A 14,266-nucleotide genomic window follows, 5' to 3' on the forward strand; every position below is an offset into this window, starting at 1 on the left:
GATGCTGTTTATCGATAACGAACAACATTATGATCCAATGATTAATTTGGCAATAGAAGAGTATTGCTTAAAATATTTAGATCCTGATGAAACGTATTTGCTGTTTTACATCAATCAGCCGTCGATTATTATTGGAAAGAACCAAAATACAATAGAAGAAATCAATACGAAGTATGTGGAAGACAACGGCATCAAAGTTGTCCGCCGCCTGTCCGGTGGTGGTGCAGTTTACCATGACAAAGGAAACTTAAACTTCAGCTTTATCACAAAAGATGATGGGGACAGCTTCCATAACTTCAAAAAGTTCACCGAGCCAGTCATCAAAGCGCTTGAAAAGCTTGGTGTCAAAGCGGAATTAAGCGGGAGAAATGACATTATGGCAGATGGACGAAAAATTTCTGGAAATGCCCAGTTCGCTACAAGAGGACGTATTTTCAGCCATGGCACGCTGCTATTTGATTCAGAAATCGAACATGTCGTTTCGGCTTTAAATGTGAAAAAAGAAAAGATTGAATCAAAAGGCATTAAATCCATTAGAAGCAGGGTTGCCAATATTAGTGAATTGATGGATCAAAAGATGACAACAGAAGAATTTAGAAAAATTCTTTTAAGCTACATTTTCGATACGAATGGGGATGTCCCTCAATATCAGTTGACTGAGAAGGATTGGGAAAAGATTCACGAGATTTCTCGGGATCGATATCAAAAATGGGAATGGAACTACGGCCGTTCACCGAAATTTAATTTACAGCATTCTAAAAGATTCCCAGCAGGCTCCATTGATCTTCGATTAGAAGTGAAAAAAGGCATCATCCAAGACTGCAAAATCTTTGGTGATTTCTTTGGTGTAGGGGATATTGCTGATATTGAAAAAAGACTCATTGGGCAGCAATATGATCGCAAAACGATCAGCGACGTATTAGAAGATATGGATATGCGCCACTACTTCGGCAACGTATCAAAAGAGGATTTTCTTGATTTGATTTATTAAAAGGGACAAGCACGGCTAGAGATAGCGGTGCTTTTTTGATTGAAAGAAATGAAAGCGATTCACATTTGATCTTGTAGATTTTTTCGATTGTCTATTATAATAGAAAGGAGGAATGTTTGGCCATAAAATGAATGGCTATTCATTCATTGATGACATGTAAGGGGTGGGAGAATGGATTTGATCAAAAATCTAGAGCAGACGGCGATGACGAAAGGAGAAAATATCGCACTGATCTTTGAAGGAAATAAGTGGACCTATCGAGAGCTGATGACAAGTATCGAGCGATTTGCAGATGGATTAGTCAACGAAGGGTTTCAAGCTGGGGACCATATCGCGCTTATTTTAGGAAATTCACCGCATTTTGTCATTTCTTTTTTTGGTGCCTTAAAGGCAGGACTTGTCGTAGTACCAGTCAATCCAACATACACGCCTAGTGAAATTGGCTATATGCTGATTACAGGTGATGTAAAGGGCATTGTTGCCCCTGAACAGCTACTGCCAGTGTACGAGCAGGTGTACGAACAGCTTCCGTCTATTGAACGAGTGATTATTTGTGCAGAAAATGAATCTGCATGCAGATCAAGTTTTAAGGAAGTATCTGATCGTCTTGTCTTCTTTGGAAAGCTTGTGTCTGGTCATGCGAAAGAGAACGTGCATCCTTCTATTCATCAGGACGATACGGCAGTTATTCTATTTACATCTGGCACGACAGGAAAACCAAAGGGTGCGATGCTGACTCATTTCAACCTTTATTCAAATGCCAGAGACGTCGCTGAGTACCTATCCATTGATGAAAAGGACAAGGTCATCGCCGCTTTGCCGATGTTCCACGTATTTTGTTTAACGGTTTGTATGAATGCACCATTGATTCATGGCGCGACCATTTATGTCATGCCGCATTTCAGCCCATCGGAGCTTTTGCGTATGATGGAAAAAGAGAAGCCAACGTTATTTGTTGGTGTTCCGACTATGTATAACTATTTGTACCGCCAGGAAGGGCACGAGGAAGCGATGTCCTCAGTGAGGATTTGTATATCTGGCGGTGCCTCAATGCCTGTTGCCTTACTTCACGGTTTTGAGAAAAAATTTGGTGTCACGGTGCTGGAGGGTTACGGATTATCAGAGGCTTCTCCAGTAACTGCATTCAATCCTCTTGATGGAAAAAGAAAACCCGGTTCAGTTGGGACCGACATTATGAATGTGAAGAATAAGATCGTGAATGAACTGGGAGAAGAAGTCGGTCCAAATGAAGTCGGAGAGCTGATAGCAAAAGGACCAAACATTATGAAAGGCTATTATCAAATGCCAGAAGATACTGAAGCTGCACTAAGAGGCGGCTGGCTGTATACCGGTGATTTAGCGAGAAGAGATGAAGAAGGATACATTTATATTGTCGACCGGAAAAAGGATATGATTCTCGTTGGCGGGTATAATGTTTATCCAAGAGAAGTAGAAGAAGTGCTTTATCAACATGAAGCTGTAGCAGAAGCCGTCGTCATCGGTGTTCCAGATCCGAACACCGGAGAAGCTGTCGTCTGTTACATTTCCCCTAAGAAACTTGCTCACATCAATCAAGAAGACATCATCACACATTGTTCACGCTTTTTAGCGAAATATAAGCAGCCCCAAACGATCCATTTCATAGATGATATTCCAAAGAACACAACAGGTAAAATTTTAAGAAGAGTACTAAAGGAAAAGTATCAAGCAGAGGAAAGTAAATAAAAAAAGGGAGTCTCTTATGAGGAGGCTCCCTCAGCGTGTAGACAAACCCTCGCATTCAGGTCTGAAAAGGTTTTCTATCACGCTGAAAAGAAGACAAAGGGCTAAAATAAAATTTTAACTCTTTTGAATCGCTTCTTTTAGCTGTTTCTGAAAAGAATTAGACTGTTTTTGATTCAGTTCATAATAAGTCCCATCTACTAAAAAAACGACCTGTGATCGGCTCGTCCAGAGCTGAAAGGTGGTGCCGTTTGTTCGGCCGTACATCACCTTGGCGATATAATCTGGTTCCTTTAAATTTTTCTTAAGATGATTGCTTGTTTGTTTGCCTTTGTTTAATTCTTCTATTAAATCTTCTGCTGTGTCCTTATCATCTATTTCATAAGAAGTGGACTCGTTTGCAGGTGAAAGCAGCAATTTTTCTGCTCGATTCTCATCAAAGATTTCGCTCGTCCGGCTGAACACATAAAAGAAGGTAATGAGTAAAAGTCCAAAGATCACAACTCCTGCAAGGATTTTCTTCATTTTAATCCTCCAACTCTCTGTTTTATATGTAGCATCTCCGATTTTCGAGTAGCATAATCATTTTTTTCGCGAAAGCTTTTTCAGATGGGGCATGCTATGATGGAGCCACATGAGACAGGTTCTAAACAAAAAAATGGTTGATTAGAATAGAGAGAGGGATGGAAAGGAGGCTGACCAGTGCGAGTACGTAAATGGGTAGCTCTTGCAACGGTAGCTTACATATTGTACGGTCTTTTTATTTATTCTTATTTGTTTCTATTTGGGGATTCATCGGTTCCTGAAAGTGTAAAAGGAACAAGTGCAGATCCGCATACCTTTATGACAAGCCATGAACTTGTCATCAGCGAGAATTTCTCGAACATACGTAATCTGCTGTATTTCATGACAATTCCATTAGATTGGTATGTTTTTTTTCTTCTGCTCATTTCAGGGTTTTCACGAAAAATAGCAGACTGGAGCCTGGCAGCAGCTCGTTTCACATTTTTAAGCAAACTTGTATATGTGTTTGTGTTGTCGCTTTTGACAATGCTGATTTCATTGCCCATTAAGTGGATTGGCTATCAGCTGTCTTTGCACTACGGAGTATCTGCTCAAAGTACGGCAAGCTGGTTTAAAGATCAAATACTGGATTTCTGGATTCAATATCCACTTCTTGCCCTATGTGCTATTGTATTCTTTTGGCTCATTCAAAAAAGAAGAAAGCGTTGGTGGCTGTATGCTTGGTGTTTGACAGTCCCCTTCACGCTATTTCTCTTCTTTATACAGCCGGTCGTCATTGATCCGTTATATAACAATTTTTATCCACTAAAGGATCAAGCTCTTGAGAACAAGATCTTAACGCTTGCAGACAAAGCACATATCCCGGCAGATCATGTATATGAGGTCAATATGTCTGAGAAAACGAATACAATGAATGCTTATGTCACAGGGATTGGTGAAAATAAGCGTATTGTGTTATGGGATACGACACTGCAAAAGCTGAAAGATCGCGAAATTTTATTTATTATGGCACATGAAATGGGACATTACGTCATGAAGCATGTCTATATAGGATTAGCAGGATATCTAGTGCTGTCACTTGCCGGATTTTTTGCGATTGACCGTCTCTATTTTTATTTTTATCAAAAGGGAGCAGTTCCATTTCGGCTGAGGGTGTCAAACGACATCGCTGCTCTTCCGCTTCTTCTCATTATCGTATCGATGCTGTCATTTGCAACTTCACCTTTTACAAATGCAGTTTCAAGACATCAAGAACGAGCAGCTGACGAATATGCGGTAAACCTGACAAAAGACGGAGAGGCAGGGGTGACGTCTTTTCAAAAGCTTGCAAAATCAGGGCTGTCTCAGGTGAATCCACCGCTTTTAGTGAAGGTCTTCCGCTATGGACACCCAACCATGATGGAGAGAATCATGGAGATGGAAAATGCAGCGGAAAAAGAGGAAACGTCGAGGAAGCAATAAATAAAAAAACCGGCTGGATCAGCCGGATTTTTTTCGCGCTTGTTTAGTTAGAAGCCGCTTGAGCGTTGATTAACCCTTTGCCATAATAGAAGGAGTTACCAAGCGGTGTTGCCGTGTTTTCTAAGCGCTGGCGAACCTGTGAATTTGATAGGTTCGGATTTTTAGAAAGAATAAGCGCTGCTGCTCCTGCTACATGAGGAGACGCCATAGAAGTTCCGGTATAAGATGTGTATCCACTGCTTGGTACTGTACTTAAAATAGAAGTACCAGGTGCAGAAACATCTAATTCAGGACCTGCGCTGGAAGACGAGTTTCTGACATTGCTGCTGTTTACATTGGCAACGGCAATTGTAGAATCATATTTTGCTGGATAGCCAACTGTACTTGTAGAGCCAGTGGAACCTGAATTACCTGCGGCCGCCACAACAACGACTCCGCGGTTATTTGCTGTATCAACGGCATTTTTAAGCGCTGTTGAACCGTTTGGTCCACCTAAGCTCATATTGATGACATCCATGTTATTGGCTACAGCCCATTCAATACCGCTAATGATCCAGCTGTATTGTCCGTCGCCATTGCGGTCTAATACTTTAACAGCATATAGGGAAGCACTTGGAGCGACCCCAAGAACACCAATTGTGTTATCAAGGGCAGCAATGGTTCCGGCTACGTGAGTTCCATGTGATTGAAAGTCTTGGGTGGCATTTGGCTCTGAAGGGACGAAGCTGGCACCGCCTGCAACATTTAAGTCAGGATGTGCAGCGTGGATTCCAGTATCAAGGACAGCTACTTTGACATTAGCACCTTTATAACCTTGAGCGTGTACAGCTGGAGCTTTGATTTGAGGGATTCCATAAGGGACGGTTTGTGCATATGCTTCTGCTTTGTGGTCTTCTTCTACGTAAGCAATGCTAGGGTCATGTTCAAGTTTTTTTGCGGCTTGTTCGGACATCTTTACTTGTGCGGCATTAATAAGACGATATTGCTTTTCTAGTTTTCCGCCATTTTGAGTGACGGCTTGTTTCTTAGAGCTGTTTGTGGTGGCAGAGGCTTTAAAGCCAACAATATAGCTCTTTTCACTATCTGACTTTGAGACCGTCTCGGCATTTGCCATGGAGCCTCCAAACCCTGCTGAAAACAGAAGAGGGACAGCCAATAAAACACTTGTCATTACATTTTTCTTTTTCACGCACAATCCACATCCCTTTTTTCTTATTTCAGAATAATCATTCGTAGTCTATAAGAATGATTCGTTTGATTATTCTGTATATTCAGTTTAAGGGAAGTAGGCAAATAAGAGTAGACCCGAATTTTTGTGAAAGTCCTAGCGAAAATTGGGGAATTAAGTCACTTGGAAACGTTGGGAAAATATGTTTGTTCTACTGTTTCAGCGGTTATCTATTAAAAAGGAAGTGTGCTTTTTTTCTTATGATCCATTTTCGGACAAATATTCGATACCCGAAAAGCCTTAAAATAGGTAGAAACGTCTAACATCTATTTCGAATTTCGATATAAAAAAATATTATTTTATTTTGTTTTTGTCGTTTAAAAAGAACCTGTTACAATAACAGGTTCTTTAAGAAGGGGAGGATTGAGTTAAATGGCTGACCACGTTGTAATCAAGGACCTTCCATTCACCATCTTTCCATTCCACATAATTTAAGCAAGCATTGACAAGTCTCGTGTTCTCTAGACCCAGATGTTCATCCGCTAAGGTGGTAAGTAAAGCATGGATAGCAGCGCCGTGTGCCACGATCAGGACATGTTGATTTGGATAGGCTGCTCTGACTTTCTCAATGCCTTCTACCATTCGATCTTGAATCGCCTCAAGCGGCTCCATGTTTGGATACTGTTTATCTGGAAACAGCTTTTGGCGCTCCTCAAACGACATGCCTTCAGCGTCACCATAATCACGTTCAATGAAATCATCCATGATGACAAGAGGCGCATCTACATGTTTTAAAATCAAGTGAGCCGTTTCTTTTGCCCTTGTGAGTGGACTGGAAATGACAACATCCCAATGGACATTCTTTAAGTAAAGTCCCGTTTGTTCAGCCTGCCATTTACCAGTGTCGTTTAAAGGGATATCTGTTCGTCCTTGAATTCGTTTCGCTGCATTCCAATCTGTTTCCCCGTGTCTGACTAGGCAAATTGTTGTCAAGCAAATCCCGCCTTTTCTATCTTTTCTTCTATTATACTAAAGCAGAAAAAAAAAGACTGGATCAGCGATTTGTGAGACTTGTTAAGGATTCGACTGAGCTGGCAACTTGGGACACCGTTTGTTTGACTTCCTTCAATTCGTTAAGGAAGGTTTGAAGGTCGATTTCAATTTTTCCATTTTGGTTTTTACTTAAGTTCATGCTGCTGACGATATCATCGAAGAGCGAATTGATTTGAGTCATTTTTTCTTTACTGTCTGTCACGAGTAAATTCACGTCCCCAATGTGCTGAGACACAATGGAGATTTGTGAATTGGTATTGTTGACGAGTTCAGACACGGTTGAAACCGTTTTCTTTGTGTCCTCTGACAATTTACGAACCTCGTTTGCGACGACAGCAAAGCCTTTACCATGTTCACCAGCTCGTGCAGATTCGATTGAGGCATTTAAAGATAACAAATTCGTCTGCTCTGCAATGCCTGTGACAATCCCAAAGATTTGTTCAATCTGTTTGGCGATTTCTTCTAAACGCTTAATTTCTGTTTCAATCTTTGTCATGCTGCCATCAATTTGGTTCATTTGTGTTTGTTGAATTTCTAATTCTTTTTTACCGCCGATCGATTTTTCCTCGACCTGTGCTGAAATTTGCGTTCCAGCTTGCGACATGTCCGCCATCTCATCAGATTTTGATACAAGCTTGTCCACTGCATTTGTTGTGTTTGAGAAGAGAGAAGCAAGCGAATTTGATGTTTCTGTGATTTTTGTATGAAGCTCCTGCTGCTGCTGTTCTGCTTCATCACGAATTTTAGAATATTCATTTTGGAATGTATCCAGGACAAGCTGCTGCTCTAAATTTAAGATTTTCGTCGTCGCTTTGACTGCTGTCTGATATTCTTTGAAATCTTGGATATGCTGAGCAAATAAATCCATAATCGATAGCAGAAGATCCTGGAATGCTGCCATATACCATTTAGGCTGGAGGCCAATCCGTAAATGAACTTGCGCAATTTTAATTCGTTTTGCCACATAGGCTTCATCAACCACACCTGCAAACATTTCACTAATATGAATGCGGAGTGTTTTTTTCAAACGTTCGACAGAACTATTATCTTGAATGATATGCATCAAGGAAGATTCGACTTCTAAATTTTTATAAAATTTATCAACGATATGTGCAATATTCTCCTGAACAATTGGATTGAGCTGTTTTAGAATAAAGAGGTCATGCTGCGTCAGGTCTATCATTTTGATTTGTTTCGCGATATCCGTATTGTTTAAAAAGTTGATTCGTTTTATTCCATCATCCTGCTGTGTGAAAAAAGCAGTGTTTTTTCTTTTCGTCTCTTTTTTAAATAACAATGTTTTGGTCCCCCCATAATCATCACAAATTATCAGACTTTATATTATTTATCGGATAATATTGGATTTTTTAAAGGGAATCAGTAAAATTTTACTGTTCTTTATAAGACCTTTTTAGTGGTTTCTTTGCTGGGCCTTCTACTACCTCTCCAGTAATGGAAAAACGTGAGCCGTGACACGGGCAATCCCAAGTGCGGTCGCTATTATTCCAAGCGACTTCACAGCCTAGGTGAGTACACGTTGTATCCACAAGAAAGATATTCCCGTCCTCTGATTTAAAGGCGCCGCATTTTTTATGTTCGTAAGATACAATACCGCCTTCACCTGGCTTTAAATCATCAATTGTTTGATCGGTTCGTTTTAATTTACCACTGATCAGCTTGGCAGCGACATTGCTGTTTTCTTTAATAAAATCTTTGACGAAAGAGTCAGAAACAGGTCTTGATGGCGTAAAAATCGATTCGTATGGATTCGATTTTCCCTCAATCAAATCACCGATAAGAGTGGCTGCGACATGGCTTGTCGTCATGCCCCATTTTCTAAAACCGGTCGCAACGAAGATATTTTGGTGGTGTTTGGTCAGGCGGCCAATGTAAGGGATTTGATCCATTGTGACCATATCGTGTGTCGACCAGCGATACAGCACCTCTTCAATTCCAAGGGTGGCGTCTCCAAACCTTTCTAATCCTTCATAGTGAGCAGATTCAACCCCGCCTTGTCCAGTTTTATGGCCTTCTCCTCCGATGAGAACCACTTCCTCACCATGCCATTCTGCGGTTCTTAAAGAATGAGCAGGCTGGTCGATTCCTAAATACATCCCGTCTGGAAGCGGCTTCGTTGTTTTGGCTGCTACCACATAAGATTGTTCTGGGTGAATTCGTGTGAAATAAAGTCCTTTCCCGTCATAAAAAGGGAAGTGCGAACAGGAAATGATATAGCGTCCTGTCAGGTGATGGCCGTCTTGTGTGACGACAGCAGGCCGGTTTCCTTCTTTCACGTCAACAGCAGTTGTCTGTTCATAAATACGTACACCTCGCTCTAGGAGCTGGTCGATTAGTGCATTTAGATAATGAAGGGGATGAAACTGTGCCTGCTGCGTCATTGCTAGGGCAGCTTTGATGTCAGCATCAAAAGGAAGCGCTGTTTTCCATTCTCGGTCAATCCCAAGCTGTTTGTAGGCATCTAATTCCTTCTTTAACTTTTTTACACCGCTTTCTTCCTTAGTATAAAGGTAAGCATCTTTTATCTCTAGCTGACAATCGATGTCGTACTCTTTGACACGAGCTTGAATCAGCTCTTTTGCTTTCTCGTTTGCTTCTACATACAATCGAGCTTTGGGCATGCCAATTTGCTGAATCAGCTCATGGTAGTACACATCGTGCTGTGAGGTAATCTTAGCTGTCGTATGTCCGGTCGTACCTTGCAGCAGTTGATCGGCATCAATGATGATGACATCCAGCCCGCGCTCTGTCATTTCAAACGCAGTAGCGATACCGGTAATGCCGCCGCCAACAATGATGACATCTGCTGTGAGATCCTCATGTACAGCAGGAAAAGAATGCTTCTGACTTTCTGCTATCCATAACGATTTTGCCTGTTCCGATCCTTTATGTTCTTGCTCCATATTGTCGCCTCCAGTTAGTGACTTGTTGTGTATAATTTTTCCACAATAATGAAAATCATACATTCGTAAGGAAACTAGTTTGACATACATAAAAAAATAGCCAACACATAAAAATAAACAAGATAAAAGGAAGGAGTGGACAGACGTGTCAACAAAGCAGCCGAAGAAAACATTGCCGCCTCAGCATCAAAATGAACGTCCAGGTCTGGAATATAAAATGAACCCTAGACCTGTTTTTGATCGAGAGGTGCCGGATAAAAAGTTAGCAGGGAAAACAGCCATTGTGACAGGTGGAGACAGCGGGATCGGAAGAGCAGTCTCGGTCTTATTTGCGAAGGAAGGAGCCAATGTCGCCATTGTTTACTTGAGTGAACACCGCGATGCAGAGGAAACGAAGGACTATATTGAAAAGGCGGGAGGCCGCGCCATTTTAATTGCAGGTGATTTAGGAGATGAGGCGTTTTCAAACGAGGTCGTCAAAAAAACGAAGGATGCTTTTGGTTCCATCGATATTTTGGTGAACAACGCCGGGGAACAGCATCCGCAAAAAAGCATTGAACAGATTACCTCGCATCAGCTTCTTCGAACATTTCAAACGAATATTTTTGCCATGTTTTATTTAACAAAAGCGGTTCTTCCTCATTTAAAGAAAGGAAGCAGTATCATTAATACCACATCTGTTACAGCCTATAAAGGGCATGAAACCTTGATCGACTATTCATCTACAAAAGGGGCAGTCGTGACATTTACGAGATCATTATCTTTATCGCTCATTAAACAGGGGATCAGAGTGAATGGGGTAGCCCCAGGGCCTATTTGGACACCGCTCATTCCATCGACCTTTACGGAAAAGGAAGTCTCAGAATTTGGCGGAGATGTTCCAATGGAACGTCCTGGTGAGCCAGTAGAGCTTGCGCCGAGCTATTTATTTTTAGCGAGCGAAGACTCCTCTTATATGAATGGACAAATCCTGCATGTAAATGGCGGAACCATTTTAAATGGATAAACAAAAAACTTGCGGTAAAGAGACGAGTTGCTGTCTCTTTGCCGCAAGTAAAATCATCATGATTGATGTAAGCAGTGTTCTGCATATTGAGCTGACAGGTCGTTGAATCGCTTTACATCACGCTGATCCAGTGCCTTATCAATCTCTTCTCTAAGGAAGGTTAAGCGCTGTTTATAAAGCGCCTCATCTAAAACCATTTGAATATAGATGTCTAAAATAGTGACGCCGTTTTCTTCGGTTTTTTGGGTGTTGCGGGACTTCATGAGCTCAGCATACGTTTTTTTCTCTTTCATAAAGAATCCCCCCGATGCCTTTTTTATAGTATATGGATTGCCGGAGAAAAAATCAACAAGAATTTATAATTTTTAGACAATTTATTTTTGAGCGAAATCGACATCTCTTGTCCGATCGACAGGATGTGATATATCATTAAAAAAGGCTTTTCGATAGATCGAATGGACTAAAAAATACGATAAAAAGATGATTTTTAATAAATTTTGAAAAAATCCTGTCGTTTCTTATATGTTGGTGATAGATTAATAGTATCTAAAATAACCAAAAATTAACACAGGAGGAAATGAAGTGTCAGGAATTAGTGAAACACCTTTAGATTCATACGTCATTAATCAAACAACAATGGCGGTCCTTCCGGTTGAAGAAGGAAAAAGAGTATATTCAAAAGTCATAGAAAGAGAGACAAGCTTTTACGTTGAATTAAAGCCCCTGCAAATTATTGAACGCAGTTGCAGATTCTTCGGCTCAAGCTATGCGGGCAGAAAAGCGGGAACATATGAAGTAACAGGAATATCTCACAAGCCTCCAATTGTGATTGACTCATCCAATCATTTGTATTTCTTCCCAACCTATTCATCCAACCGTCCTCAGTGCGGCTGGATCTCCCACAAATACATTCATACCTTCCAGGAATCATCCCTCGGAGACACGGTGGTCATCTTTACAAATGAGCAAACCGTCGAACTCGATGTCTCATATAAATCATTTGAGAGTCAGGTGCACAGAACAGCGTATCTCCGAACGAAATTTCAAGATCGCCTTGATGGAGGTCTTCCTAAAAAACAAGAATTTATGCTGTATCCAAAGGAACAACAGCTCAACCTTGTATACGATTTTATATTAAGGGAGCTTCGGAACAGATATTAACTAAAACCAGCGGCAGGACAGCCGCTGGACTCCTTATGAAGCGAGGGTTTAGCATATCGTCTTTCTTTCTCGAAGAAAAAAACATTGATAATTATATAAAAAATTATATAATTCAACTATAACGTATAAAAATTTATATAACGAGCAGCAGTGAAAGGGGATATGATAATGACTTATGATGAACTAGATACACCGGCGCTATTAATTGATAAACGGGTAATGATGGAGAATCTAGCTGCTATGCAGCAGTATGCGGACCGTCAGCAAGTCAAACTGCGTCCTCATACGAAAACACATAAAACACCTAGTCTTGCGAAGGTGCAGGAGGAGATGGGCGCATCTGGCTTAACTGTAGCGAAAGTAGGAGAAGCGGAAGTAATGGCGGCGCATGGGCTGACAGATATCTTTATCGCCAATCAAATTGTAGGCGAGACAAAGCTCAAGCGAATTCGAAAGCTGGCAGAGTCGATACAAATTTCATTTGGAATAGATTGTGTAGAGCATGTGCATCAAATTGAACATGTCTTTCGTGGAGCAGAGAAAAAAGCGGAGGTTCTAATTGAGATAGAAGTTGGAGAAGAAAGATCTGGTGTCATTGAAGAGAGTGATTTCCGTCAAATCTTGCAGGCGATTCAAACATGTGACTTCGTTCATTTAAAGGGGATTTTTTCTCATGATGGACATACATATAAGGCGGAAAGTAAAGCGCATTGTCACACATTATACGAAGACGCTGTGAATCGCACGCTTCAGTTTGCACAGATTGCGAAAGAAACAGGCATGCTGCTAGAGGTAGTGAGCATAGGATCAACACCGCCGTTCTTATTTCAATTTGATATTCCAAAGGGAGTCACCGAAATCAGACCAGGCACTTACATCTTCATGGATGCCTCTCAATCCAATGTGATCGGCACTTTTTCACATTGTGCGGCAGCTGTGCTGACGACGGTGATCAGTAAGCCAACAAAGGCCCGTGTCATTACAGATGTTGGAGCCAAAGGGCTCACGGCTCAAACCCGTACAAAAGGGCTGACGAAAACAAAAGGACTAGGCAAAGTAAAAGACTATGATGATGTATTTGTTTCAAGTGTATTTGATGAGCATGCCATCATCTATCACGAAGGCTTCCGTCAGACTGTCCAGATCGGTGAGAAGGTGCAAATCATTCCAAATCATATTTGTCCCGCTGTCAATCTCCATGAAAAAGCATATCTCATTCAAGATGGTGAAGTAGTCGAAGAGCTTGAGATTGCTTGTAAAGGTAAACTTCAATAAATCAACAGGATGTATAATTTAAGACTTGGAAAATACAAGGCGAATTCGTTTGGCATCATCATGATGACACGAACGAAGTATTTCTTTTCATTAGAAAACATCCACCATGAACTTATTGAAACCAAATCCATATATCCAGTCGTCTATTAAGTGTATCGGTAGACTGTCAACCAAATGACAGGAAAATGTGGATCCTTAGACGTATTTTCATCCATTTACTCATAAATCGCAGAAGTGACACGAGCCGTCTGTTACAATAAAAGAAATCATTTCTTGCAAAGTGTTCGTATGTGGTAAAGGATACTCCTATTTTGACCGATATGAACGAATGGGAATAAGAAATGGAGGCTCTGTATGAAAAAACAATCGCAATTGATGCTGCTATTCACATTGACAGTGACATTACTAGCAGCCTGTCAGCAAGCAGGTCAATCGCCTTCAAAACAAGACACAAAAGAAGCTGCGTATGAACAATGGGTTCAGCGTTATATGGATGAGTTAAATGAAGCTTATGAAAACATGACCGACCAATTTATTTCAGATGGACATGGAAAGATCCAAGTAAATAAAAAATTGAAAAAAGCGACGAAAGCCTTTGATCGTGTGATTCAAAAGGGGCTTGCTCATCAAGAAGTTCCAGCCGCTTATCAAAAGGCGGATCAACAATTAAAGACAGGTCTTCATTCATTTGAAAAAGGAATCGGTCAGGTGGAGCAGCTATTAAAGCACCCAGGTCAAGAAAAGCTGTTTATTTCCGCTACCCATCATCTGCAAGATGGATTGCAGCAGACAGCTGCATTTATTGAAGAAGTAGGCCGCATTCAGCAATCAACGTAAAAAAGCTTGGAAGGCGGACGGGACTGACCCCATAAGATGAGACAAATAAAAAACACCTTCAAGTTTGAAAATGGATCGTTGTGATCCGAAATAAAACATGGAGGTGTTTTTTCTATGGGGACAAGAGTGAGTTATCCGGTTGAAGT

The 14,266-nt window shown here is 41.0% G+C and carries 13 protein-coding genes and 1 pseudogene; 7 read left to right on the forward strand and 7 right to left on the reverse strand.

The window, feature by feature from the left end; translation table 11 throughout:
• The first annotated feature begins 1 nt into the window (after position 1).
• Together lplA and C6Y02_RS15530 are read left to right on the forward strand one after the other, a co-directional pair.
• A complete protein-coding gene (lplA, locus tag C6Y02_RS15525) occupies positions 2–991 on the forward strand; it encodes a lipoate--protein ligase (protein ID WP_060595930.1) in 990 nt (329 codons plus the stop codon).
• A 171-nt stretch (positions 992–1,162) separates the two neighbouring features.
• Positions 1,163–2,716 carry a fatty acid--CoA ligase family protein gene (locus C6Y02_RS15530; protein ID WP_106031639.1) on the forward strand — a complete coding sequence of 518 codons (1,554 nt, stop codon included), beginning with the start codon at positions 1,163–1,165 and terminating at the stop codon, positions 2,714–2,716.
• A 114-nt stretch (positions 2,717–2,830) separates the two neighbouring features.
• On the opposite strand, the gene C6Y02_RS15535 is transcribed toward C6Y02_RS15530, so the two are convergent.
• The gene (locus C6Y02_RS15535; protein WP_066031080.1) at positions 2,831–3,238 is read right to left on the reverse strand and encodes a YhfM domain-containing protein; all 408 of its coding nucleotides are present in this window, start codon (positions 3,236–3,238) and stop codon (positions 2,831–2,833) included.
• 177 nt (positions 3,239–3,415) lie between these two features.
• On the opposite strand from C6Y02_RS15535, the gene C6Y02_RS15540 reads away from it, so the two are divergent.
• Complete coding sequence (locus tag C6Y02_RS15540) at positions 3,416–4,699, forward strand: M48 family metallopeptidase (RefSeq protein ID WP_106031640.1); 1,284 nt, start codon at positions 3,416–3,418, stop codon at positions 4,697–4,699.
• Positions 4,700–4,742: 43 nt separating this feature from the next.
• Here the strand turns inward: C6Y02_RS15540 and C6Y02_RS15545 are convergent, their stop codons facing one another.
• The 5 genes and pseudogenes from C6Y02_RS15545 to C6Y02_RS15560 form a co-directional block, all read right to left on the reverse strand.
• On the reverse strand, positions 4,743–5,888 hold the full coding sequence (locus C6Y02_RS15545; protein WP_060595933.1) for a serine alkaline protease SapB: 1,146 nt from the start codon (positions 5,886–5,888) through the stop codon (positions 4,743–4,745).
• 387 nt (positions 5,889–6,275) lie between these two features.
• Positions 6,276–6,860 (reverse strand): histidine phosphatase family protein, encoded by a 585-nt coding sequence (locus tag C6Y02_RS15550; protein WP_106031641.1) that lies wholly within the window; start codon positions 6,858–6,860, stop codon positions 6,276–6,278.
• A 61-nt stretch (positions 6,861–6,921) separates the two neighbouring features.
• Positions 6,922–7,533, reverse strand: a complete 612-nt coding sequence (locus C6Y02_RS19755) for a methyl-accepting chemotaxis protein (RefSeq protein ID WP_404841025.1) — start codon at positions 7,531–7,533, stop codon at positions 6,922–6,924.
• Between the two features lie 144 nt (positions 7,534–7,677).
• A pseudogene (locus tag C6Y02_RS19760) lies at positions 7,678–8,217 on the reverse strand (protoglobin family protein); the annotation flags it as partial.
• Between the two features lie 91 nt (positions 8,218–8,308).
• Complete coding sequence (locus C6Y02_RS15560; RefSeq protein WP_060595935.1) at positions 8,309–9,841, reverse strand: FAD-dependent oxidoreductase; 1,533 nt, start codon at positions 9,839–9,841, stop codon at positions 8,309–8,311.
• Positions 9,842–9,986: 145 nt separating this feature from the next.
• On the opposite strand from C6Y02_RS15560, the gene C6Y02_RS15565 reads away from it, so the two are divergent.
• Positions 9,987–10,847: an SDR family oxidoreductase gene (locus C6Y02_RS15565; protein WP_060595936.1), complete on the forward strand. Its 861-nt coding sequence runs from the start codon at positions 9,987–9,989 to the stop codon at positions 10,845–10,847.
• 56 nt (positions 10,848–10,903) lie between these two features.
• Here the strand turns inward: C6Y02_RS15565 and C6Y02_RS15570 are convergent, their stop codons facing one another.
• Positions 10,904–11,140 carry an IDEAL domain-containing protein gene (locus tag C6Y02_RS15570; RefSeq protein WP_060595937.1) on the reverse strand — a complete coding sequence of 79 codons (237 nt, stop codon included), beginning with the start codon at positions 11,138–11,140 and terminating at the stop codon, positions 10,904–10,906.
• A gap of 289 nt (positions 11,141–11,429) precedes the next feature.
• Here C6Y02_RS15570 and C6Y02_RS15575 point away from each other — a divergent pair, with 289 nt between their 5' ends.
• From C6Y02_RS15575 to C6Y02_RS15585, 3 genes are all read left to right on the forward strand, one after another.
• Positions 11,430–12,008, forward strand: coding sequence for a competence protein ComK (locus C6Y02_RS15575; protein ID WP_034663525.1), 579 nt, complete (start codon positions 11,430–11,432; stop codon positions 12,006–12,008).
• 168 nt (positions 12,009–12,176) lie between these two features.
• Positions 12,177–13,283 carry a D-TA family PLP-dependent enzyme gene (locus C6Y02_RS15580; protein WP_066031076.1) on the forward strand — a complete coding sequence of 369 codons (1,107 nt, stop codon included), beginning with the start codon at positions 12,177–12,179 and terminating at the stop codon, positions 13,281–13,283.
• Positions 13,284–13,637: 354 nt separating this feature from the next.
• A complete protein-coding gene (locus C6Y02_RS15585) occupies positions 13,638–14,120 on the forward strand; it encodes a hypothetical protein (protein WP_060595940.1) in 483 nt (160 codons plus the stop codon).
• The last annotated feature ends 146 nt before the right edge of the window (positions 14,121–14,266 follow it).

The sequence above is a fragment of the Bacillus sp. NMCC4 genome (assembly GCF_002998555.1).
Classification (GTDB): Bacteria; Bacillota; Bacilli; order Bacillales; family Bacillaceae; genus Bacillus.